Origin of the sequence: Oceanobacter sp. 3_MG-2023, from assembly GCF_030688925.1 — a bacterium.
Lineage (GTDB): Bacteria > Pseudomonadota > Gammaproteobacteria > Pseudomonadales > Oceanobacteraceae > Oceanobacter.
The window spans coordinates 56366-78807 of sequence record NZ_JAUYVX010000009.1; the positions used below are offsets into that span (position 1 = coordinate 56366).

Annotated in this window: 23 protein-coding genes; 16 read left to right on the plus strand and 7 right to left on the minus strand. The window is 55.2% G+C overall.

The genetic code is table 11. The features are described from left to right. Nucleotides 1-41 precede the first annotated feature (41 nt). The 8 genes from urtB (at nt 42) to Q8W32_RS09735 (ending at nt 7618) form a co-directional block, all read left to right on the plus strand. A complete protein-coding gene (urtB, locus tag Q8W32_RS09700; RefSeq protein ID WP_303433184.1) occupies nt 42-971 on the plus strand; it encodes an urea ABC transporter permease subunit UrtB in 930 nt (309 codons plus the stop codon). An 11-nt stretch (nt 972-982) separates the two neighbouring features. Further along, nucleotides 983-2173, plus strand: a complete 1191-nt coding sequence (gene urtC / locus Q8W32_RS09705; protein ID WP_303433182.1) for an urea ABC transporter permease subunit UrtC — start codon at nt 983-985, stop codon at nt 2171-2173. Continuing rightward, nucleotides 2160-2924, plus strand: a complete 765-nt coding sequence (urtD, locus tag Q8W32_RS09710) for an urea ABC transporter ATP-binding protein UrtD (RefSeq protein WP_303433181.1) — start codon at nt 2160-2162, stop codon at nt 2922-2924. The genes urtC and urtD overlap by 14 nt, the downstream gene beginning before the upstream one ends. Nucleotides 2925-2954: 30 nt before the next feature. Continuing rightward, on the plus strand, nt 2955-3644 hold the full coding sequence (gene urtE / locus Q8W32_RS09715; RefSeq protein WP_303433179.1) for an urea ABC transporter ATP-binding subunit UrtE: 690 nt from the start codon (nt 2955-2957) through the stop codon (nt 3642-3644). Nucleotides 3645-3672: 28 nt separating this feature from the next. After that, complete coding sequence (locus Q8W32_RS09720; protein ID WP_305414720.1) at nt 3673-4719, plus strand: aliphatic amidase; 1047 nt, start codon at nt 3673-3675, stop codon at nt 4717-4719. A 12-nt stretch (nt 4720-4731) separates the two neighbouring features. Continuing rightward, complete coding sequence (locus tag Q8W32_RS09725) at nt 4732-5916, plus strand: AAA family ATPase (protein WP_303433177.1); 1185 nt, start codon at nt 4732-4734, stop codon at nt 5914-5916. Next, nucleotides 5909-7141: a formamidase gene (fmdA, locus tag Q8W32_RS09730; protein ID WP_303433176.1), complete on the plus strand. Its 1233-nt coding sequence runs from the start codon at nt 5909-5911 to the stop codon at nt 7139-7141. The genes Q8W32_RS09725 and fmdA overlap by 8 nt, the downstream gene beginning before the upstream one ends. Before the next feature lie 90 nt (nt 7142-7231). Beyond that, entirely contained in the window at nt 7232-7618 is a 387-nt protein-coding gene (locus Q8W32_RS09735; RefSeq protein WP_303433175.1) for a zinc ribbon domain-containing protein, read from the plus strand. Nucleotides 7619-7694: 76 nt separating this feature from the next. On the opposite strand, the gene Q8W32_RS09740 is transcribed toward Q8W32_RS09735, so the two are convergent. The 4 genes from Q8W32_RS09740 to Q8W32_RS09755 all read right to left on the minus strand — a co-directional run bounded on the left by Q8W32_RS09740 (nt 7695) and on the right by Q8W32_RS09755 (nt 11948). Further along, nucleotides 7695-8426, minus strand: a complete 732-nt coding sequence (locus tag Q8W32_RS09740; RefSeq protein WP_305414721.1) for a class II aldolase and adducin N-terminal domain-containing protein — start codon at nt 8424-8426, stop codon at nt 7695-7697. A gap of 226 nt (nt 8427-8652) precedes the next feature. Next, complete coding sequence (locus tag Q8W32_RS09745; protein ID WP_305414722.1) at nt 8653-9498, minus strand: transporter substrate-binding domain-containing protein; 846 nt, start codon at nt 9496-9498, stop codon at nt 8653-8655. Nucleotides 9499-9534: 36 nt separating this feature from the next. Beyond that, complete coding sequence (locus tag Q8W32_RS09750) at nt 9535-10407, minus strand: phytanoyl-CoA dioxygenase family protein (protein ID WP_305414723.1); 873 nt, start codon at nt 10405-10407, stop codon at nt 9535-9537. Between the two features lie 23 nt (nt 10408-10430). Next, nucleotides 10431-11948, minus strand: a complete 1518-nt coding sequence (locus Q8W32_RS09755) for an amino acid ABC transporter permease/ATP-binding protein (RefSeq protein ID WP_305414725.1) — start codon at nt 11946-11948, stop codon at nt 10431-10433. Between the two features lie 431 nt (nt 11949-12379). Here Q8W32_RS09755 and Q8W32_RS09760 point away from each other — a divergent pair, with 431 nt between their 5' ends. The 8 genes from Q8W32_RS09760 (at nt 12380) to asd (ending at nt 20266) form a co-directional block, all read left to right on the plus strand. Beyond that, nucleotides 12380-13312, plus strand: coding sequence for a LysR substrate-binding domain-containing protein (locus Q8W32_RS09760; protein WP_303433169.1), 933 nt, complete (start codon nt 12380-12382; stop codon nt 13310-13312). Between the two features lie 141 nt (nt 13313-13453). Next, the gene (locus tag Q8W32_RS09765) at nt 13454-14710 is read left to right on the plus strand and encodes an NAD(P)/FAD-dependent oxidoreductase (protein WP_305414727.1); all 1257 of its coding nucleotides are present in this window, start codon (nt 13454-13456) and stop codon (nt 14708-14710) included. Nucleotides 14711-14723: 13 nt separating this feature from the next. Then, nucleotides 14724-15158, plus strand: coding sequence for a RidA family protein (locus tag Q8W32_RS09770; protein WP_303433167.1), 435 nt, complete (start codon nt 14724-14726; stop codon nt 15156-15158). After that, nucleotides 15155-15829, plus strand: coding sequence for a DUF1028 domain-containing protein (locus Q8W32_RS09775; protein WP_305414728.1), 675 nt, complete (start codon nt 15155-15157; stop codon nt 15827-15829). The genes Q8W32_RS09770 and Q8W32_RS09775 overlap by 4 nt, the downstream gene beginning before the upstream one ends. Beyond that, on the plus strand, nt 15822-17009 hold the full coding sequence (argE, locus tag Q8W32_RS09780) for an acetylornithine deacetylase (protein ID WP_305414729.1): 1188 nt from the start codon (nt 15822-15824) through the stop codon (nt 17007-17009). The genes Q8W32_RS09775 and argE overlap by 8 nt, the downstream gene beginning before the upstream one ends. A gap of 137 nt (nt 17010-17146) precedes the next feature. Continuing rightward, a complete protein-coding gene (gene rsgA, locus Q8W32_RS09785; RefSeq protein WP_305414730.1) occupies nt 17147-18175 on the plus strand; it encodes a small ribosomal subunit biogenesis GTPase RsgA in 1029 nt (342 codons plus the stop codon). 68 nt (nt 18176-18243) lie between these two features. Continuing rightward, nucleotides 18244-19068 carry a sulfurtransferase gene (locus Q8W32_RS09790; RefSeq protein WP_305414732.1) on the plus strand — a complete coding sequence of 275 codons (825 nt, stop codon included), beginning with the start codon at nt 18244-18246 and terminating at the stop codon, nt 19066-19068. Between the two features lie 70 nt (nt 19069-19138). Then, on the plus strand, nt 19139-20266 hold the full coding sequence (gene asd / locus Q8W32_RS09795; RefSeq protein WP_370693678.1) for an archaetidylserine decarboxylase: 1128 nt from the start codon (nt 19139-19141) through the stop codon (nt 20264-20266). Between the two features lie 41 nt (nt 20267-20307). Here the strand turns inward: asd and Q8W32_RS09800 are convergent, their stop codons facing one another. From Q8W32_RS09800 to efp, 3 genes are all read right to left on the minus strand, one after another. Continuing rightward, complete coding sequence (locus tag Q8W32_RS09800) at nt 20308-20718, minus strand: hypothetical protein (RefSeq protein ID WP_303433161.1); 411 nt, start codon at nt 20716-20718, stop codon at nt 20308-20310. 98 nt (nt 20719-20816) lie between these two features. Further along, nucleotides 20817-21743 (minus strand): EF-P lysine aminoacylase EpmA, encoded by a 927-nt coding sequence (gene epmA, locus Q8W32_RS09805; RefSeq protein WP_305414734.1) that lies wholly within the window; start codon nt 21741-21743, stop codon nt 20817-20819. A gap of 127 nt (nt 21744-21870) precedes the next feature. Then, nucleotides 21871-22437, minus strand: a complete 567-nt coding sequence (gene efp / locus Q8W32_RS09810) for an elongation factor P (RefSeq protein WP_303433158.1) — start codon at nt 22435-22437, stop codon at nt 21871-21873. Nucleotides 22438-22442 lie beyond the last annotated feature (5 nt).

A 22442-nucleotide genomic window follows, 5' to 3' on the forward strand; every position in this document is an offset into this window, starting at 1 on the left:
CTTGCTGCTTGTAGCGCTACAACCCACTGGGAGGAAACACCATGTTTGCCGACTACACCATGACCGAGCTGACCTCGATTTTTGCCATGCAGGGATTTGCCGGTCTCACTCTGTTTTCTGTTTTTGTTCTGATGGCACTGGGGCTGGCGATTATTTTTGGCCAGATGGGCGTCATCAATATGGCCCACGGCGAATTCATGATTCTCGGCGCCTACACCACGTACCTGACGTCCAATGTCTTTTCGTCATACCTGCCGGAATCCCTGTACAGCCTGTATTTTTTTGTCGCCCTGATCCTCGCCTTTCTGGCCGCCGGCGCGCTCGGGGCCTTTATCGAATGGGCCATGATCCGGCACCTCTATAAACGCCCACTCGATACGCTGCTGGCCACCTGGGGCCTGAGCCTGATCATGCAACAACTGTATCGCACCATCTTTGGCCCGCGGGAAGTCGGCGTCACCCTGCCCGACTGGCTGATGGGTTCCATCGCCCTGACCGATATGGTGGAAATTCCCATCAACGGCCTGTTTGTGATGGCCATTACGCTGGTGGTCGCCGTTGGTGTGGGTCTGACAATGCAGAAATCCCGACTCGGCAAACAAACCCGGGCCGTGGTGCAAAACCGGCCGATGGCCTCTGCCGTCGGCATCAACACCGCCCGCGTTGACCGCCTGACCTTTGCGCTCGGCTGTGGGATCGCCGGGATCGCCGGAGCCGCCTTTACCATGATCGGTTCAACCGGCCCGACCTCCGGCCAGCTGTACATCGTCGACACCTTTCTGGTGGTGGTTTTTGGTGGCGCATCCAGTCTGGTGGGCACCATCGCATCGGCTTTCACCATCTCTCAGGCGCAATCGACCATGGAATTTTTCCTCAGTGGCTCGATGGCCAAAGTGCTCACCCTGCTCGTCGTCGTTGGCATTTTGATGCTGCGTCCACAAGGGCTGTTCTCTCTCAAAATACGTAAATAAAGAGGTCGCCCATGAACTTTATTGCCCATTTGTTCGCTCGCTACCAGCTCAGCCATATGCTGATTCTGGCGCTGTTGCTGATCGTGGTTCTACCGTTGAGTATGGATATTTTCCGCCTCAACCTGATCGGCAAATATCTGACCTATGCCTTCGTCGCCATTGGTCTGGTGCTGTGCTGGGGCTACGGCGGCATTCTCAGCCTGGGTCAGGGTGTATTTTTTGGCCTTGGCGGTTACTGCATGGCGATGTTTCTGAAGCTGGAAGCCTCCAGCCCGGAAAACACCGCCATCCAGACAACGCCGGGCATCCCGGACTTTATGGACTGGAACCAGCTCACCGAGCTGCCGTGGTTCTGGGAACCCTTCCACAGCTTCGGCTTTACCTTGCTCGCCATTATTCTGGTACCGGCATTTTTCGCCTTTGTGGTGACGGTTGCCATGTTCAAACGCCGGGTTGGCGGGGTGTATTTTGCCATCATCACCCAGGCGGTGGCCGCCATCCTGACCATCCTGATCATTGGCCAACAAGGCTACACCGGAGGGGTTAACGGCATCACCGACCTGCGCACCCTGCACGGCTGGGATATTCGTACCGACGAAGCCAAGTACATTCTTTATTTCGTCTGCGTGGCCCTGCTGTTTGTCTGTCTGTTTATTGGCAAATACGTCATCAACAGCAAACTGGGACGCCTGTTAGTCGCGATGCGGGAACGGGAAGACCGGGTGCGTTTCTCTGGCTATGACGTCTCGGCATTCAAGATTTTTATCTTCTGTCTGGCTTCGGTGTTCTCCGCCATTGGTGGTGCCATGTTCACCCTGCAGATCGGTTTTATGTCACCCACCTTTGTTGGCATCGTGCCGTCGATCGAAATGGTGATTTTCTGCGCCGTTGGTGGTCGTCTTTCACTGCTGGGGGCGGTGTATGGCGCTCTGCTGGTCAACGCCGCCAAAACCAGCTTCTCGGAATCCTTTCCGGAGCTGTGGCTGTTTGCCATGGGGGCCTTGTTTATCGGTGTGGTCATGGCCTTCCCGAATGGCCTCGCCGGTGTCTGGACAACCTATATCGAACCGCGCCTGCCGGCCCGCTTACGCTCTCCCGTACCGCCCAGCACCATTCCCGCCGTCGCGGTGACGACAACGGCCGAAACCTCGTCTACTCCTTCTGCCAACCCCACCGTGGAGCACCGTCATGCTGGAAACTAACAAGCACATTGAGCAGAAGGACTTCGTCCTCAGCGTGGAGGGCCTGACAGTCTCGTTCGATGGCTTCAAGGCCGTCAGCGACCTCTCGCTCTACGTTGAGGAGCAGGAAATCCGCGTCATTATCGGCCCCAACGGTGCCGGTAAAACCACCGTACTGGATCTGATTTGTGGCCGCACCAAGGCCACTGAAGGCTCGATCAAGTTCAAGGGCAAGGAGCTGACCCGCATGAACGAGCACCAGATCGTCCATGCCGGTATCGGCCGCAAGTTCCAGACGCCGTCGATTTACGAAGACCTGACGGTGTTTGAAAACCTCGAACTCTCCTACCCCAGAGGCCGCAACGTCTGGGGAGCACTGACCTTCCGGCGCGACCAGCAGGTAATCGACAAGGTTATCGAAATTGCCGAGATGATCTTCCTCGCCGACAAGCTCGATATGTCCGCCGACCTGCTCAGCCACGGCCAGAAACAATGGCTGGAAATCGGCATGTTGCTGATCCAGGACCCCGAGCTGCTGATGCTCGACGAACCGGTGGCGGGCATGTCGGTTTCTGAACGCCAGCAAACCGCGGCACTGCTGCAAAAAATCACCAAGGACCGTTCAGTGCTGGTGATTGAACACGACATGCAGTTTGTTGCCGACATCGCCGACCGCGTCACCGTCCTGCATCAGGGCAAGGTGCTGTCGGAAGGCTCGATGGAGCGGGTTCAGAACGATCCCAAAGTCATTGAAGTGTACCTGGGCCATTGATCGCCAAGCCGGTAAACGAGGAGATAAACAATGCTTGAGCTAACCGATTACAACGTTGCCTACGGTCAAAGTGACGTGATTCGCAATATGAACCTGAGTGTCGGAGACGAAGAAATTGTCGCCGTGCTAGGCCGTAACGGCATGGGCAAAACCACGCTGATGAAATCGCTGATCGGCATGATTCCGAGCAAGTCCGGAACGGTTGCCCTCAACGGAGTCGATCTGGTGCCACTCCAGAGTTACGAACGCGTCGGCGCTGGTGTCGGCTTTGTGCCACAGGGGCGGATGATTTTCTCCACCATGACGGTGAAAGAAAATATTGAAACCGGCCTCACCTCCACCGGCAAGAATGACATTCCCGAAGATCTCTACGTCATGTTCCCGGTACTGAAAGAAATGCAGCACCGTCGTGGCGGCAACCTGTCCGGTGGCCAGCAACAACAGCTTGCCATCGCACGGGCGTTAGCCAGCAATCCCAGCGTGCTGCTGCTGGACGAACCCACCGAAGGCATCCAGCCCAGCATCATCAAGGAAATGGCGCGCACCCTGCGCACGATCCGCGACCAGCGCAAATTGTCGATCATCGTTTCTGAGCAGGTGCTCAGTTTCGCCCTGGACGTCGCCGATCGCATCCTGGTGATCGAGAAAGGCAACATCGTCCTCGACGTGCCTGTCGAGGAGGCCGATCAGGCCACCATCACCCGCTACCTGTCCGTCTAAACCGAATCTGAGCCAAAGGAGAACAACCATGCGTCATGGTGATATTTCAAGCAGCAACGATACCGTCGGCGTCGCCGTGGTGAACTACAAGATGCCCCGCCTGCACACCAGGGCCGATGTGCTCGACAACGCGGCCAGCATTGCCGAGATGATCCAGGGCATCAAAAAAGGTCTGCCAGGGATGGATCTGATTGTATTTCCGGAATACAGCACCATGGGCATCATGTACGACCACGACGAAATGATGGCCACCGCAACCACCATTCCAGGGCCGGAAACCGATATGTTTGCCGCTGCCTGTCGTGCGGCCAACACCTGGGGGGTGTTTTCCCTCACCGGCGAGCAGCACGAAGAACACCCCAACAAGGCGCCCTACAACACCCTGGTGCTGATCAACAATCTCGGTGACATCGTCCAGAAATACCGCAAATGCCTGCCCTGGTGCCCGATCGAAGGCTGGTATCCCGGCGATCGTACCTACGTCAGTGATGGCCCCAAAGGCATGAAGCTGAGCCTGATCATTTGTGACGACGGCAACTACCCGGAAATCTGGCGCGACTGCGCCATGAAAGGCGCCGAGCTGATTGTGCGCTGCCAAGGCTATATGTACCCGGCCAAAGAGCAGCAGGTGATGATGTCCAAGTCCATGGCCTGGGCCAACAACTGCTACGTCGCCGTGGCCAACGCCGCCGGTTTCGACGGGGTTTATTCCTACTTTGGCCACTCCGCCATTATTGGTTTTGATGGCCGCACCCTTGGTGAATGTGGCGAAGAAGACATGGGCATCCAATACGCCCAGTTATCGCTGTCACAAATCCGCGATGCCCGCAAAAACGACCAGTCCCAGAATCATCTGTTCAAGCTGCTGCACCGGGGTTACACCGGTATGCACGCCTCCGGTGATGGTGACCGTGGCGTTGCCGATTGCCCGTTCGAGTTTTACCGCACCTGGGTCACCGATGCCGAGAAGGCCCGCGACGACGTCGAGGCCATGACGCGCAGCACCATCGGTACGGAAGAATGCCCGGTAGGTGGTATTCCGACACCGGAAAAAACCATGGAATCCGGTTCCTGAGGCGCGATAACCATGGTGTTTATTAACGATCGTCTGCAATCACAACAGCGCCAGTCCCACACCAGTGACGCCGCGGCATCCGAACGCCCGGCGCTTTACTCCCGCTTTGCTTTCGAACCGGCGCAGCTGCAACAGCAACTGGAGCGTCATCTGGTGGGGCAGCAGCAAATTATTCATAGCTTGTGCCGCCAGCTGGATGTGCTCAAGGCCGGGCTCAGTGACGATCGTCGCCCACTGCTGACGGCATTGTTCCTTGGCGATACCGGAGTGGGCAAAACCGAAATGGTGCGCCGCATTGCCGAAGCCCTGCATGGTGATGCCAACCACTTCTGCCGCATCGACATGAATACCTTGTCGCAGAGCCATTACAGCGCCGCCATTACCGGGGCGCCGCCGGGCTACGTCGGCAGCAAGGACAACCTGACGCTGCTCAACGAGGAACTGATCAAGGGCAGCAACAGCCGCCCCGGCATCGTGCTGTTTGATGAAATAGAAAAAGCCAGCCCGGACGTGGTCCGCAGCCTGATGAATATTCTGGATAACGGCGAGCTGACTCTGGCATCGGGTCAGAAAGCACTGAATTTCCGTAACACTCTGGTGTTCATGACCAGCAACCTGGGTTCACGGGCATGGCAGCGCCACCCGCTGCGCCCATGGCTGCCACCCGCATGGCAGGCCAGACTCAAACACCGGTTGCAGCAGCGCGCCCTCGATAATCACTTTGATGCCGAATTCCTCAACCGGATTCATTGCATCGAACGTTTTGCCAGCCTCGGCAGCGAACAACTGCCACAGGTAGTCACCACCCTGCTGAATGAGCTTAACCAGCGTCTGAAAAGACATCAGCTGACCCTGTTGCTCGACGACGCCTGCCTGTTTTGGCTCAGTCGTGGCGACTTTGACCAGCACTACGGTGCCCGGGCCATTCAGCGCTTGTTTCAACGCCAGGTTGTTGTGCCACTGGCCAGCTACCTGCTCACCCTGCCGTCTTGCGCCCATCCTCGCCAGCTGCGCGCCTTGCTACGCAACGACGCCCTGACGTTCAGCGCAGGCCCCATGCCAAGCGCCGCGGCCGACCCGGCCACACACGCTTCAGCGCCTTCACCTTCCAATACCCGCGAAGACGGCCCGGTCGCCGTCGATCCACACGTTTTTTCCAAAGCCGTACTTGCCCATCAAGGAGCTAACCATGACTGATACCATCATCAAAATTGACCTTAACCAGTCTGCTTACGAGAACGACAGCGTCCACAACCGCTGGCACCCGGATATTCCCATGGTGTCTACCGTCAAGCCCGGCGATGACTTTATTATCGAGTGCTATGACTGGACAGGCGGTCAGATCAAGAACGACGACAACGCCGAAGACATCCGTGATGTCGACCTGACCCAGGTGCATTTTCTCTCCGGCCCGGTCGCGGTGGAAGGCGCTCAGCCCGGAGACTTGCTGGAAGTGGATATTCTCGATATCGGTACCTTTGCCGAGCAACAATGGGGCTTCAACGGCTTTTTTGCCAAGACAAATGGCGGCGGTTTCCTGACCGACCACTTCCCGCAAGCGCAAAAATCCATCTGGGACTTTAACGGCATCTACACCAAATCCCGCCACGTTCCCGGCGTTGAATTTGCGGGCATTCTGCACCCCGGCTTGATTGGCTGTCTGCCTTCACGGGACATGCTGGATACCTGGAATCACCGGGAAAAAGAACTGTTTGATACCGACCCGGACCGGGAACCGGCACTCGCCTGCCTGCCGTACGCCGACACCGCCCATATGGGACGACTGGAAGGGGACGAAAAAGCCGCCGCAGCCGCCGAAGGCGCACGGACCGTACCGCCACGAGAGCACGGGGGTAACTGTGACATCAAAGACTTGACCCGTGGTGCCAAGGTGTATTTCCCGGTCTATGTGGACGGTGCCGGTTTATCGGTTGGCGATCTGCATTTCAGCCAGGGAGATGGTGAAATCACCTTCTGTGGCGCCATTGAAATGGCCGGCTGGATTCATTTGCGCGTCAACCTGATCAAGGATGGCATGGCCAAATACCAGGTCAAAAACCCGATCTTCAAACCCAGCCCTCTGGTTCCCAAATACGATGACTATCTGATTTTTGAAGGTATCTCAGTGGATGATGCCGGCAAACAGCATTACCTCGATACCAGCCTGGCGTACAAGCAAGCCTGTATGAACGCCATCAATTACCTGACCAAATTCGGTTATACCGAAGCCCAGGGTTACGCCATTATTGGCTGTGCACCGATTCAGGGACACATCAGTGGCGTCGTGGATATTCCGAACTCTTGCGCCACCTTGTGGTTACCGACCGATATCTTCGAATTTGATATCAAACCGTCTGCCGATGGCCCCATCAAGCATCTGGATGGCTCCATCGATATTCCCAAAGCAGCCGATCTCGACTGATCCACGCGCCCATTGGCAGTGGCCGGGTAACCGCGCCACTGCTGTTGTTTTCCCATGATGTGCACTGACAGACTGCCGGAGATAGCCACCATGCCCATGTATGACTACAAATGCCCGCACCACGGGGTTTTTCAGGAACTGGCCCCGATGCAAGAGCACGACCAGCCCCAGCCATGCCCTCAATGCCACACCCGTTCGGCCCGGGTCATTGTTTTGCCCCCGGCCATTGCCAAAGTGCTGAAGGAAACCCGCGCCGCCATGGAGCGTAACGAGAAATCCCGCGAAGCACCCGATGTCATGAGCGCCAGCCAGTACCAGGAAAAAGAGCACGAGAAAAAGCAGCAACACCTGTTTGATAACCGTCACAAGCATGACAAGGGCTGCGGCTGTGGCAGCAAACGCAAGAGTAACCTGATGTACACCGCCAATGGCGAAAAGATGTTCCCGGGCATGCGGCCCTGGATGATCAGCCATTGAGGCTGGTTATGGCCCGTGCAGCTCTGCCGTCTGGTGCAAGGCTGCGCGGCAACAAGCCGGCCCGGACCCGATACCATTAATCCAGCAGCGATGGGTCCTGAGCGATCATCAGCTGCTTCATTTCCTCGAAGTGCTGGCGCGAAAAGTCCGGGATACTTTCCCAGTCCCGTGCTGTTTTCTCCGCCACCTCATCCGGCAGGATATTCAGCGGCTGGCCCGTTGACCAGGCGGCCACCAGAATCTGGCAGGCGCGCTCCAGTGTCCAAATATCATCAAACGCCACGCCAATATCAGTACTGGTCACCATCACGCCATGATTACCCATCAACAAGCGGCTGTTGTTTTTCAGCAGGCCAGACAAACGCGCCCCTTCTTCCACGGTATTGGCCATGCCGCCAAACAGGGTGTCGACAGACATCCGGTTAAAATACCGGGCGGTGTTCTGATCAATCGCAGGAATGTGCGGGTTCTTCATCGTCGCGATGGCGGTGGTGTACACCGGGTGCAGATGCATCGCAACACGGACATGGGGCAAACGCTGGTGCAGCTGGCCATGGATCGACCAGGCGGTGGCATCCACTTCAGGCCGTTCGGCGTTGCGGGCATCGTCGGCATCCAGCAACAGCATGTCGCTGGCACAGACGCGGGAAAAATGTTTCCACTTGGGGTTCATCAGAAACTGTTTGCCATCGTCGGAAACGGCGGCACTGAAATGGTTAGCCACAGCCTCATGCATACCCAGGTGGGCAACAATGCGGAGGCTGGCTGCGAGATCGATCCGCAACTGCTCTTCGAGAGAAAGCGACATAGGTTACTCCGGTAAAATGCGTACTTGCGCTATACGTCAATGATGCGTCAGCGTTGATAGGGGCTGCTGTCGATAATGATGTGTTAACTGCCAGCCAATGGGGATTGTTATGGGTAGCCAGGTATCCAGAGCGATTGACGCTGGCTCTTCATACCCGTGGCTCCAACCCTGGATTCTGATACGGCAACAGCAACCAGAACCCAGTATTGAATCCTCAAAAGCAGGCTTATTTTTTCGGCAACAACGACTCAATATCGGCCGCAGTCGGTGCCTGGAAGTTGTATTTTTTCAATAACGCGGCGTATTCCGGCGTTTTACTGAATTTTTCGATCCCTGCAATCAGGGCGTTGCGAACGATGTCGTTGCCTTTTTTCACCCCGAAACCGTTCAGCACTGGATAAATCAGCGTCCTGGAAGAAATCACAACTCGACCACCCAGTTTCTCCACCACACCCCGAGCAACAGCCGCATCGGTAATCTGGGCTTCTACTGCATGCGACAGCATTGCTTGGGTAGTCTGGGGATCGGTTGGGTATTCACTGATCGCGATTGGCTTCAGTCCATTGGCTTCACAATATTCTACCGACAGCGTCTGCAACTGTTTCAGCCAGGCTGTGCCCGCCATGGAACCAATGCGATGACCACAGAAATCTTCTGGCATTTCAGGCTGATAGTCACTGCCTTTGATCGACAGAATGGATTCACCACTTTTCAGGTAAGGAATCATGTCGATCACTTTCATACGATCGGCAGTGATGTACATCGACGAGTTGGTAATGTCGAAACGGCCACCCCGCAAACCGGGAATCAGGTTAGCCCAACGAGTATCAATATTAATGGCTTCCCGGCTCATGACCTTGCCAAGCCCTTCCAGGAATTCAATATCGAACCCCTTCGGTTTGTTGTTTTCCATATATTCATAAGGAAAAAAGGTGATATCTGAACCAGCGATGATTTTACCAGGTTCCTTGAACGCCAGGGTGCTGAGGGATGTCAGCGACAGCGCTGCTCCAACAATACCTACGGCGACAGAACGCACCGTTGAACCTGCAGTACGGGCAAAAAACGTCATGATCATTTCTCTCGTGAGTCTATTGGGAATCAGGAATCAGTAGTTGAGCGGATCATTACCCGCCTGTTGCACAAAGAACGAGGCGCCCTTGGGCTTTTCTGGCAGACGCAGGGTATTGTTGGTGCTGCGTATTTCACCACTTTCTTCACCCCATACCAGTTCGCCAGAATGGATGCTCGGCAGCGGGTTGTCCCCGTATGGCAAGGCATCTTCAGCGGCGTACACATTGATAAAAATGGTGCGAGGCAATTCGGTTTCATTCGGGCTGGAAGCATGCAACACACGAGTATGCATAAAACACACGGAACCAGCAGGGCCGTAACAAGAGGTTGGTTGCTGGCAGTGCTCGGCGATCACGGCGTCATCAACCGTGCCGGTAAAGCGGTCATGCTGCCAGTGGGAGAACAGCGGGCCACGATGGCTGCCCGGCACCACTTGCAAAGGGCCGTTGGCCGGAGTGACTTCGCTGATCATCAGCAGACAGGTCACCAGATCATCATTGCTGTGGGGGGTAAACGGAAAATCCTGATGCCATTTCACTTCCGTCGCAGTGTGTGGCAGTTTGGAGTTCACCTTGCTGTGGTGCAGGCGGGCACCGCGACTGCCGACCAGCTGACCGGCAATTTGTGCAACCCGTGATTGCAGCGCAATACGCTTGAAGACGTCTGAAATCTCGGTCGGCGAGCTGACGCGTCGCAGCGACGGGTGATCCGCTGCGTGGTCACCTTCGATATCAAAACGGGCGCGCCCATCAATCGTTTCACCCCATGGGGTTTCGTGCTTGCGGCTTTCTTCTACCCAACCATCAAATTCGGATTGCAGGGCCGCAACGTCATCCGGGTTCAGTACATTGTTAACAAGCAGAAAACCTTGTCCGTGATATTGGTCTATTTGCCATTGTTCAATCATGAGTCACTCCCAAATATATTAAATCAGGCCAAAGAAACATCTTTCAAAAAGGCATCCACGCGAGGGTTCTGGCCACTGCGTAATACCTCGGGCGTGTCGTCACACACCACGCGCCCTTTTTCCATAAAGACAATGCGATCGGATACCTTGAAGGCAAAGTTCATCTCGTGGGTAACAATCACCATGGTGATGCCTTCTCGTGCCAGGTCTTCAATCACCTGCAACACCTCGTTCACCTTCTCCGGGTCCAGCGCCGACGTCGGCTCATCGAACAACATGATTTGCGGCCGCATCATCAGTGCCCGGGCAATTGCGACCCGCTGTTGCTGACCACCGGACAACTGATGAGGGTATTTCCAGGCGTGTTCGAGCATGCCCACCTTGTTCAATAGCTGGTAAGCCTGCATCTCTAGCTCATGCCGGTCGGCGATGCGGTGATAGCAGGGCGCCAGCATCAGGTTATCGAGCACACTGAGGTGTGGAAACAGGTTGAAACTCTGGAACACCATGCCAATCTTGCGGCGATGCTCTGAGTGCTCAACAAAGCGGGACTTATCTGGCCCATGGTGATGCAGCTGCAGAAACGGCTGGCCATTCAGATCGATTTCGCCATGATCCAGTTGCTCCAGACCATTCATCAGCCGAATCAGGGTGGTTTTGCCGGAGCCGGATGGCCCGATGATGGACACCACTTCTCCGGGATTGATGCTCAGATCGACCGACCCAAGGACTTCAACATTATTGAAGGCCTTGTGTAGCTGCGATACCTGCAACGCCGGGCCATCAAATTCATTGGGTGGTGTCAGAGCGGCTGCTGGCGCCTGATTGACAGCGGCGGTCAGTGCTGCTGATGGGACCTTGCTTTTCTTGTTGGTCACGTCGAGATAGCCTTCAAGACGCTTCAGCAAAAAATCAAACAAGGTAACGATAAAGACATAAAACGCTGCCACCGCTGCCATGGTTTCCAACACCAGAAAGTTCTGGGAATACAGGCGTTGACCTACCATCAGAATTTCCGTCAGCGAAATCACCGAGACCAGCGACGTCAGCTTGACGATGGAAATATACTCATTGGCAAGGGAGGGTAACGCCACTCGTAATGCCTGGGGAATCACCACCAGCCACTGGATACCAAAAAAACGCACCCCGAGAGCACGGGCCGCTTCACCCTGTCCTTTGGGGATCGACAGCAAACCACCCCGGTGGATTTCAGCAACATAGGCACTTTCGCACAGCACCAGGGCAATCAGGCCAGCCCAGAAAGGATCACTCATGATCACGCTACTGATCGGCAATACCTGCGGCATGTTATAAACAAAAATAAGCAGTACCAGTAACGGCACACTTCGGAACAGCCAGATATAAAAGCTCGCCGGTATATTTAACAGCGGTCGACTGGATTGTTTCCCCAAGGCCAGTAAAAAGCCCACGACAACACTCAACCCCCAACTGGCCAAACTGAGTTTGATAACGGTCCAGGTTGCCAACCAGAAATCGGTTAGACTGAATAGACTGAACATGTAGTCCCAATCAAATGCCATAGGGTTACCACCTGATAATAAAATTATAAAACCGTCTATGCTCTCCCAAAGAGCAAGCGGGTTTCAAATAGGTGTAATTACTATGAAGGAATATACAAATCGTAAACAATTATTATTTTTTGAGCTTCTAGCTTTAAAAAAAATAGGTAGTATCCAGATCAATTTTTCACAAACCTTTTACGCCCATTACCAAATTGCACCCGAATACATGGCATTTTATGCACCAACAGGAATCACAACGCTCCAAAACAACGCACGCATATTGATTTATTAGTCCATGTCCAAAGCCAAACCGGCATATTTCAGGGCATTCCGGTCCAAATCACTTCCGCTAGCGAACAGGCCAATTCATTCCGATCATGGCATGCCTATTGCAAATAAAAAATATATAGGAACTAATACACTGACAATATTTTATAGATGGCTCATCCATGAAAAACTTCACGCTGAAGCAGTTGCACTACTTTACCACGGTCGTTGAAACCCAAAGTATCGCCGAGGCCTCCCGTCGGCTGCACATTGCCCAGCCGTCTATATCTATCGCCATCAAGAACCTTGAAGACACCTTCGACCAGCAGCTGTTGATACGGCATCATGCCCAAGGGGTGTCGCTGACACCAGGAGGTCGCCGCTTTTATGAAAAAGCCAAAGAGCTCCTGCGCCTCTCCTATGAATTTGAGCAAAATTCACTGGCCAGCAGTGACCAGACCTCAGGCAAAATCACGGTTGGCAGCTTTGAATCCGTTGCACCGCTGTATATTCCCCGGCTGATTGCCGGATTCAAGAAAGTGTACCCGGGCATCGATGTACAACTGCATGATGGCGAGCAGCACGAACTGATGATCGGTTTGCACCGGGGCCAGTTTGACCTGGCGTTTCTGTACGACCTGGAGCTGGACAACTCCATCCGACGGGAAGCCCTGAATGCACCCCATCGCCCCTATGCCCTGCTGCCCATCGGCCATCCGCTGGCCCAGCAGCCGTCAGTGACCCTGACCGAACTGAGCCGGGAGCCTATGGTGTTGCTGGATGTTATTCCCAGCAGAAACTATTTTTTAAGCCTGTTTACCGAAAAAGGACTCCACCCGGAAGTCGCCTACGCTTCGCCTTCTATTGAAATGGTCCGTTGTATGGTGGGTCAGGGACAAGGGTTTTCAATACTGGTTACCCGGCCACTGACCAATACAACCTACGACGGCCAGGAGCTGGCTCATGTGGAGATTGAAGATGAAATGGAAAGCTCTACCCTGATTATGGCTTATCTTAAAAACAATGAACCCACTCACCCTGCCCGCTTGTTTATGGATTATTGCCGTAATTACAATCTGGGCGAATCCACCATAAAAACAGCTAATAATTATTAGCCTGAATGATCACTGCTGGTGCGAGATATTTTTTCTATCGAGATCGTATATTTATAATAATTTACTGAATTTATTGTCTGCCATAACCTAGCTTTATTCATCCCAAGGTAATAAAGCCTGGCATTTAGAAGGCATGCAGACATGACAGAAAATATGACAAACATCGATACCCTTATCGTTGGGGCTGGTCAGGCAGGCATCGCCATGAGTGAGCATCTGACGCGCCTGGAGGTACCTCATCTGGTTCTGGAAAAGAATCGTATTGCTGAAGCCTGGCGCAGCGTTCGCTGGGATTCTCTGGTCGCCAATGGCCCAGCCTGGCATGACCGTTTCCCGGGCATGACCTTTCCCGGAGCCGATGCTGACAGCTTTGTCCCCAAAGACAAGGTGGCTGATTATTTTGTCTCCTATGCAGAAAAATTCAACGCGCCGATTCGTACCGGCGTCGAAGTCCTGAGCGTCGTGCGCAACGAAGGCGCTGGCGGTTTTACCGTCACGACATCCGACGGCATTATCCAGGCCCAGCGGGTGGTATCGTCCACTGGCCCCTTCCAGATTCCGGTGATTCCTGCCGCGGCCCCGCAAGACCCGGAATTATTGCAGATTCATTCCGCCCACTACCGTAACCCGGAACGGCTGCCAGAAGGTGGGGTACTGGTAATTGGTGCCGGTTCGTCCGGCGTACAGATTGCCGACGAGCTGCAACGGTCAGGCAAAAAAGTATATCTGTCGGTCGGACCTCACGACCGTCCACCCCGCAGCTACCGCGACCGCGACTTTGTGTGGTGGCTGGGTGTGCTGGGTTTGTGGGATGCCGCTGCCAACGAACCCGGCAAGGAACACGTTACCATTGCGGTCAGTGGTGCCCACGGTGGCCAAACCATCGACTTCCGCCAGCTGGCACAACAGGGCCTGAACCTGGTTGGCCGTACTGAGTCTTTCGACAACGGTGTTGCCTGCTTCCGCAACGACCTGGCCGACAATATCAAGGCCGGTGACGCCAATTATCTATCGTTACTCGACCGCGCCGATGCCTACGTCAGCCGTCACGGACTGGATTTGCCCGAAGAACCACAGGCTCGGGAATTCCTTGCCGACCCGGAGTGCATGACCCAACCGACACTGGAGCTGGATCTCAAGCAAGCAGGTATCACCGCCATTATCTGGGCGACCGGTTATGCCACCGATTACAGCTGGCTGCAGGTCGATGCCTTTGATGACAAGGGACAACCCAAACATCATCGCGGCGTATCCAGCGAGCCTGGTGTCTACTTCCTCGGCTTGCCATGGCTCTCCCGCCGCGGCTCAACCTTTATCTGGGGCGTATGGCATGACGCCAAATACATCGCAGACCAGATCGTTATCCAACGTCAATACCAGTACTACCGTCACAGCTGAAACAGGAATCATCATGGTAACGCATACCCGTATCCGCATGTTCAACACCAAAGAAACCTACCCGAACCAGACACTGGATAACGATCTATGCCAGGCGGTACGAGCGGGTAATACCGTCTATGTTCGTGGTCAGGTCGGTACCGATTTCGAAGGTAATCTGGTTGGCCTGGGAGACCCGCAAGCCCAGGCCGAGCAGGCAATGAAAAACGTTAAACAGCTACTGGCAGAAGCCGGTAGCGACCTGAGTCATATCGTCAAAACCACGACCTATATTACCGACCCGCGTTACCGTGAGCCGGTGTACCGGGAAGTGGGTCGTTGGCTCAAAGGGGTTTACCCTATCTCTACCGGACTGGTAGTGGCCGGTCTGGCACAGCCTCAGTGGTTGATGGAAATCGACGTCATCGCCGTGATTCCAGATCAGGCAGCAGACAAGGAGCCAGCATGACCGTCTCCCTGTCCGCCTATTGCCCGGAAACCGGCCAACTGGGCGTAGCAATCAGTTCATCCAGTATTGCCGTTGGTGCCCGCTGCCCCTGGTTGCAAGCAGGCATTGGCGCGGTTTCCAGCCAGAACATCACCTTGCCCGCACTGGGGCCAGCCATTCTCGCCCGACTGGAGCAAAACCAGTCGTCCGAACAGGCCTTGAAAGCTGCTCTGGCCGACGACCGTTTCAGTGCCTATCGCCAGGTGACAGTGATCGACAACAAAGGGGTCAGCGCCTGTTTCAGTGGTACCGAAACCCTCGGCACATCCGCCATGAAACAAGGCCTGCACTGTGTTGCAGCGGGAAACATGCTCGCGAATGACGGTGTTATCAATGCCATGATCAGTGCCTTTGAAGCCTCCTCCGGTGAGCTGACCGGCCGCCTGATCCAGGCGCTGGCAGCCGGGATTGCCCAGGGTGGCGAAGCCGGGCCGGTGCATTCTGCGGCCGTCAAGGTTGTCGATGATTATATCTGGCCGCTGGTCGACTTGCGTGTCGACTGGGCAGACGAGAACCCCATTGGCGTACTCGAACAACTGTGGCAAGACTATGAACCACAAATGCAGGCTTATGTAACTCGGGCACTGGACCCCCGCGACGCCCCCAGCTATGGCGTTCCCGGCGATGAATAACCCGACCACCAGCCAAGCCAGGCCAACACTGAGCGAAGAACTCCGCCATTTGTTGGCCATGCTACTGGCCCACGACACCACCAGCCGCGAGTCCAATCTGGCGCTGATTGAATCAATCCGGGACTACCTCGATCAACTCGGTATCCCATCAGAGTTGATCTTCAACCCAGAGCGCACCAAGGCCAACCTGTATGCCCGGCTTGGCCCGGCTGGGGACGGCGGCGTCATGTTATCCGGCCATACGGATGTGGTGCCGGTGGATGGCCAGTCATGGTCTTACCCACCCTTCCAGCTGACCGAAGACGGGGGCCGCTGTTACGGCCGTGGCAGCGCCGATATGAAAGGCTTTATTGCCTGTGTACTGGAGGCGGCTCCCCGCTTTCAGCAATCCGCCCTGACCATGCCTTTGCATCTGGCTTTCTCATACGACGAGGAAGTCGGCTGCCTTGGCGTACCCGGTTTGATTGACCATATCCAGTCATCACCCGACCATCCTGCCATGTGCATTATTGGCGAGCCAACCAGCATGCAGCCGGTTTATGGTCACAAGGGCAAGGTCGGTATGCGCTGCAAGGTCAAGGGCCATGCCTGCCATTCGGCCTACGCGCCCGAGGGAGTCAATGCCATTGAGTATGCAGCCAGGCTGATCGGCAAGCTGACGGATCTGGCCGAGCCGCTGAAGCAGCAACAGGATCGCCGTTTTGATCCCCCTTACAGCACGCTGCAAACGGGCAAGATCCAGGGTGGCGTGGCGCTCAATATCGTACCGGAAGCCTGCCAGTTTGATTTTGAAATGCGCTATCTGCCCGATACCGATGTCAACGCAACACTGGACAAACTGAAGGACTTTGCCGCTTCAACCCTGCAGCCGGCAATGCAAACCGTGCACCCGGACGCAGGGATTCATTTTGAGATGTTGGCATCCTACCCGCCGTTACTCACTGATCCGCAATCCCGCTTTGCCCAATGGCTCAGCGAATGGAGCGGCAGCCATGACTTCACTACCGTCGCCTTTGGTACCGAAGGTGGGCTGTTCGATCAGGCTGGTGTGGCCACGCTGGTCTGTGGCCCTGGCAGTATGGATCAAGGACACAAGCCGGATGAGTTCGTCACGATCGGGCAGCTTGGGCGCTGTTGCGACATGCTGGAAAACTTGCGTAACTGGATGGTCAGCCACTGAGCCACCCGGATAACGAGGCACCGGCAGCCATTGTACAGCCGGTGCATTGACTCTGGCCAGAATCACCGCTGGCCAACGCTTGCGCTTCCTGCAGCCAGCACGGAGAATGACGGCCGAACCGACACTCTGAGTAATGCATGGCCAAACGAAAACTCACCAAAAAACAATCCTGGCGTATTGCCAAGATTCAGGAAGAAAAAGCCCAGCGCGCCCAGCAAAAAGAGGCGGTGATTTCCGACCAGCTCAACGCCGGTGAACTCGGCGACGAGATGCACGGCCAGGTGATCGCCCACTTTGGTGCCCAGGTAGAAGTGGAAGACAACGACCGCAATACCTACCGCTGTTTTTTGCGGGCCAACCTTGGTTCTCTGGTCACTGGCGACAAAATTGTCTTCCGCCCGGCACCGGCCAATGCCCAGGGAGTCAATCAGGGCGTCGTTGAAATGGTGCAGCCACGTGACTCTGAGCTGTCACGCCCCAACCCGTACAACGAGATCAAGCCGGTAGCCGCCAATATCGACTTTATTGTGCTGGTGATTGCCCCCGAACCACACGCGCACGCCAATCTGATTGACCGTTATCTGGTGGCCGCCGAAAACTGCCACATCGAACCCATTATTCTGCTCAACAAAACCGATCTGCTGGACGACCTCAGTCTGTTCCATCTGGAGCCACTGCTACAGCGTTATGCCGATCTGGGGTATCGCATTCTGCAGGTCTGTGCCAATGAACCGGAGAGCCTTGGGGAATTAAAAGAATTCCTTAACGATCGCGTCAGCGTCTTTGTTGGCCAATCCGGGGTCGGCAAGTCATCCCTGATTGGCACCCTGTTACCCGGTGAAGAACTCAAGGTCGGGCCGCTGTCGGAAAATACCCGCAAAGGCAAACACACCACCACCACCGCCCGGCTGTATCATTTTCCCGCCGGTGGCGACCTGATTGACTCCCCGGGAATCCGTGAGTTTGGTCTCTGGCATATGAGCGAAGACGACGTGCTGTACGGTTTCCGCGAGTTACGGGCACTGGCGGGGCATTGTCGCTTCCGTGATTGCCATCATGAATCCGAACCCGGTTGTGCCTTGCTGCAAGCCGTCGATGAAGAACTGATCAGTCAGGAACGCTTTATCAGCTACAAACGGATTGTCGAGACCCTGTCGGAGCTCTGAACGCCTGACAGCGGTCTCCGGCTTGGATACACTGCTTCTTTGCGACCTGTTTATCCGGAGTATTATTCATGAGTCCACTGCCACTGCTGCTGGAAGCTCAAACGCTTGCTGAGCAATTGCCGCTGAATAACGTGCTGATCATTGATCAGAGCAAACTCGACAGCTATCTCCAGCATCATATTCCTGGAGCCGTACACCTGGACTTCAAGCGCCTGCAGCTGGGCATTGCTCCAACACCCGGCGCCCTGCCCTCGTTACCACAACTGTCTGAAGTCTTCAGCGCCTTGGGGTTAACCCCGGACACCCACGTTATTGCTTATGACGATGAGGGTGGCGGTTGGGCTGGTCGCTTGATCTGGGTACTCGATATGATTGGCCATCGTCATTACAGCTATCTGAATGGTGGTATCAAGGCCTGGTTGCAGGACGGTCTGCCCACAGAAGCCGGTAATGTAGCCCCTGTGCCTTCCAGCTATCAGGTCGAACAGTTGTGCGATGGTTTCTCGCTGAGCAAAGACGATATCCTCGCCCGTATTGGCCAGCCAGACTTCGCCATCTGGGATGCCCGTTCCCAGGCGGAGTACTGCGGCGACAAGGTTATTTCCAGCCGAGGTGGCCATATTCCCGGTGCCGTCAACTACGAATGGACGCGGGGAATGAACCCGGAAAATGGTTTGCGTATCAACCCGTTGGAACCCTTCCGTGTACTGCTGTCAGACATGGGACTGACTGCCGACAAGGAAATTGCCACCCATTGCCAGACTCATCACCGCTCTGGCTATACCTATTTGGTGGGCAAGATTCTGGGGCTGAATATCAAAGCCTACCCTGGTTCCTGGTCTGAGTGGGGCAACGACCCCAACACCCCGGTGACCACTGGCGATCAGCCCTAAGTCGACACACGAGTAATGATCACCCATTCCGGCCAAGGACGTGCCTGGCCTAATAAAAGAGAGTCCCCCTTTGTTAAAAGATGATCTGTTTATTGCCAGCCAATACGTGCTGCCTCACCACTGGCTGTCTCGTCTGGTTGGCAAATTGGCTGCCTGTGAAAGCCGTTGGCTCAAAAACCAGCTGATCACCCGCTTTATCCGTCAGTACGACGTACGCCTGGATGAAGCCCAGCGTCAGCACCCGCAGGACTTTCGCAGTTTTAACGACTTTTTTACCCGTGAACTGCTGCCCGAAGCCCGACCCCAGGATCAAGCCGTTGACAGCCTGTTGTCACCGGTTGACGGCGCGGTTTCCCAATTGGGCCGGATTCAGCATGGGCGTATTTTCCAGGCCAAGGGTCAGGCTTTTTCCCTGACTGAATTACTGGGTGGCTCGCGTCAGCGCGCTGAAGACTTTGCCGGTGGCCAGTTTGCCACCCTGTATCTGTCGCCACGGGATTATCATCGTGTCCATATGCCGATGCCGGGCAAACTGCGAGAAATGATCTACGTCCCCGGAGCACTGTTTTCGGTCAATCAGACCACTGCTGAACGGGTTCCCGGTCTGTTTGCCCGTAACGAACGACTGGTCTGTATTTTTGATACCGAACACGGCCCCATGGCCATGGTGCTGGTGGGTGCCATGATTGTGGCGGCCATTGAAACCGTCTGGGCTGGCCAGATCACCCCGGCCTCGCGCAAGATCAAGGTAACGGATTATCGTGATCCGCAACCGGTGGAACTGGATAAGGGTGAAGAAATGGGCCGCTTCTGCCTTGGCTCCACTGTGGTGCTGTGTTTCCCGGATGGCATGGTCGACTGGAGCAAGGAGCTGGAGGCCGGTAGCCCGATTCGAATGGGTAGCCGACTGGGCTCAATCAGTGCACTGCGCCCTGATGAACCGGAAACAGCAGAGCCAGAAACAGAACAAGCTGAAGCAGAAACAGACACTCACAGCAGCCCAAGCAGCACTTCAGCAACACCGGAAACCCTGACACCGGCAACAGAGCAGCCGGTAACGGATACGGTTGAAGCCGTTGAAGCTATTGAAGCAGAAGAGCTCAAAAAAGAAGAAACACAAGCTCCCGACGGTACCGACCAACCGTCACCTGTTGATGAACACACCCCGGAGTCAGACACCGACAAACCCCGTACCTGATAACGTCAGCGTCTCTTTATCGGTTTATCGGTATCTCTTTATCAGTGCCGACTGGCCACAAGGCAACCACCGGGCATATCCGGCAAGCTGCCTTGTGGCCGGATACGCAAGACCAGCCACTGCTGACTACCATCCAGATGCATATCAGCAAAACGCCATTGCTCGCTCTGTTGCTCATGACCCGGCCAGATAACCCGGCTGAGTGACGTCATCAAATGGGCAATCTGTTCGGCGTCAGCCGACTTCAGGTGTTGCAGGGTTTGCTGATCCTCAGCCACCATACGGGTTAATGGCACCCGGACTTGCAAACCACCGCCAACGCCCACCCGGGCAATCATCAGTTCACAATCAATTCCTGCAGCTGCCACCAGCGGTGAATGCATGGCCATCACCGCGCCCGTCACAATCCCCACCATCAACAGCAACCGGCTTAACGCCTGCTTTCCAGTCATCCTATCTACCCTCACTACGTGAGGGGAAATCTGACCATAACCTTCTGTCAATCAGGTCTGGCAAGCGGTAAGTTACTGAAAATGTTTGCGCGAAAATGTCAGGCCTGCAGCCAATCGAAGCTTAATACCTCAGCAATTGTGGAGACCTGTAACCGCTGCATCAATAACCGATCCAGTCCCATGGCTACCCCGGCACATGGCGGCAAGCCGGAACCCAGTGCCGCCAGTAGCCGCTTATCGATTGGACGACCGTTAGCTTCCTGCTCAAAACGGCGCGTCTGTTCAGCAACATCCGTCAATTCATGATAACCATTGGCCAACTCTGCACCGTTCCAGAACAGCTCAAAACGCTCAGCCACATCATGACCATCGACCGTCCGGCGGGTTTTAGCCAGTGCCGCCTGGGATGCCGGAAAGTCGTAAACAAATACCAGGGTATCCCGTGGCAAGGCAGGCTCAACCGCATGACTCACGATAACGTCGAGCCAGCCATCCCGATCCAGCGACAGATCTTGCCCAGCCAGCTGCTGGCCACACTCAGCAATCGTCACATCACGGCACTGCAACGGGTCCAGACCGGCGTACTGCAACAATGCCTGCTGATAAGTCAGCATCACCCGGGGCGGTGTTGATGGCAGTCCCAGCATCAGGACGGCAATATCCGCTACTTCATCCATCAACTGATGCTCGTTCCAGTCCAACCGGTACCATTCCAGCATGGAGAATTCCGGGTTATGGCGGCGACCGGCTTCACCCCGGCGGAAAACTTTACAGATCTGGTAGATATCACCACTACCGGCACATAACAGCCGTTTCATCGCATACTCCGGCGAGGTATGCAGATAACGGCCATCGGCGGTGGCCATGGGTTCAATATTCGGATCACTCACCGGAGCCTGGGCCAACAGCGGAGTTTCTACTTCCAGCACCTGCCGCTCGGCGAAAAACTGACGGATCTGTTGATACATCAAGGCTCTGGCTTGAAGCGCGGCAAGGGAAGCCGTCGGGGTCCAGCATTTGGTCATAAGATTCTCTACGCATGTATCCAGTCATGAAATGATAAAGTCAGGTCAGACTATCGGCCAGCCGCACCAGACGCCGACAAAAAAAAAGGAGCCGTCAGGCTCCCTTTGGATCAGTCTCGGTTATCGATCAGGCACGGCTGACGTATTCACCTGAGCGGGTATCAATCCGCAAGATGTCGCCGATATTGATAAACAGTGGGACTTTCACGACCGCACCGGTCACCAGCGTCGCCGGCTTGCTGCCACCCTGTGCCGTATCCCCTTTCATGCCCGGGTCGGTTTCTGCCACTTCCAGTTCAACAAAGTTGGCTGGCGCAACGGTCAGGATGGCACCGTTAAACAGAGTGACGACATACTGGTCTTGCTCTTTCAGCCATTTGACGGTATCGCCAACCGCTTCAGCAGAGGCACCGTGTTGTTCAAAAGAACCGTCGGTGGCCATGAAGTGCCAGAATTCGCCATCGTTGTAGAGGTATTCCATGTCGACTTCCATCACGTCGGCACCTTCGAGTGATTCGCCGGACTTGAAGGTTTTTTCAATCACCCGGCCAATACGCAAGTTGCGCAGTTTGACGCGGTTAAATGCCTGACCTTTGCCGGGTTTTACATATTCGTTCTCAATAATGGAGCACGGCTCTCCATCCATCATGACTTTAAGACCGGGTTTAAATTCGTTGGTAGAATAGTTCGCCATTTCGC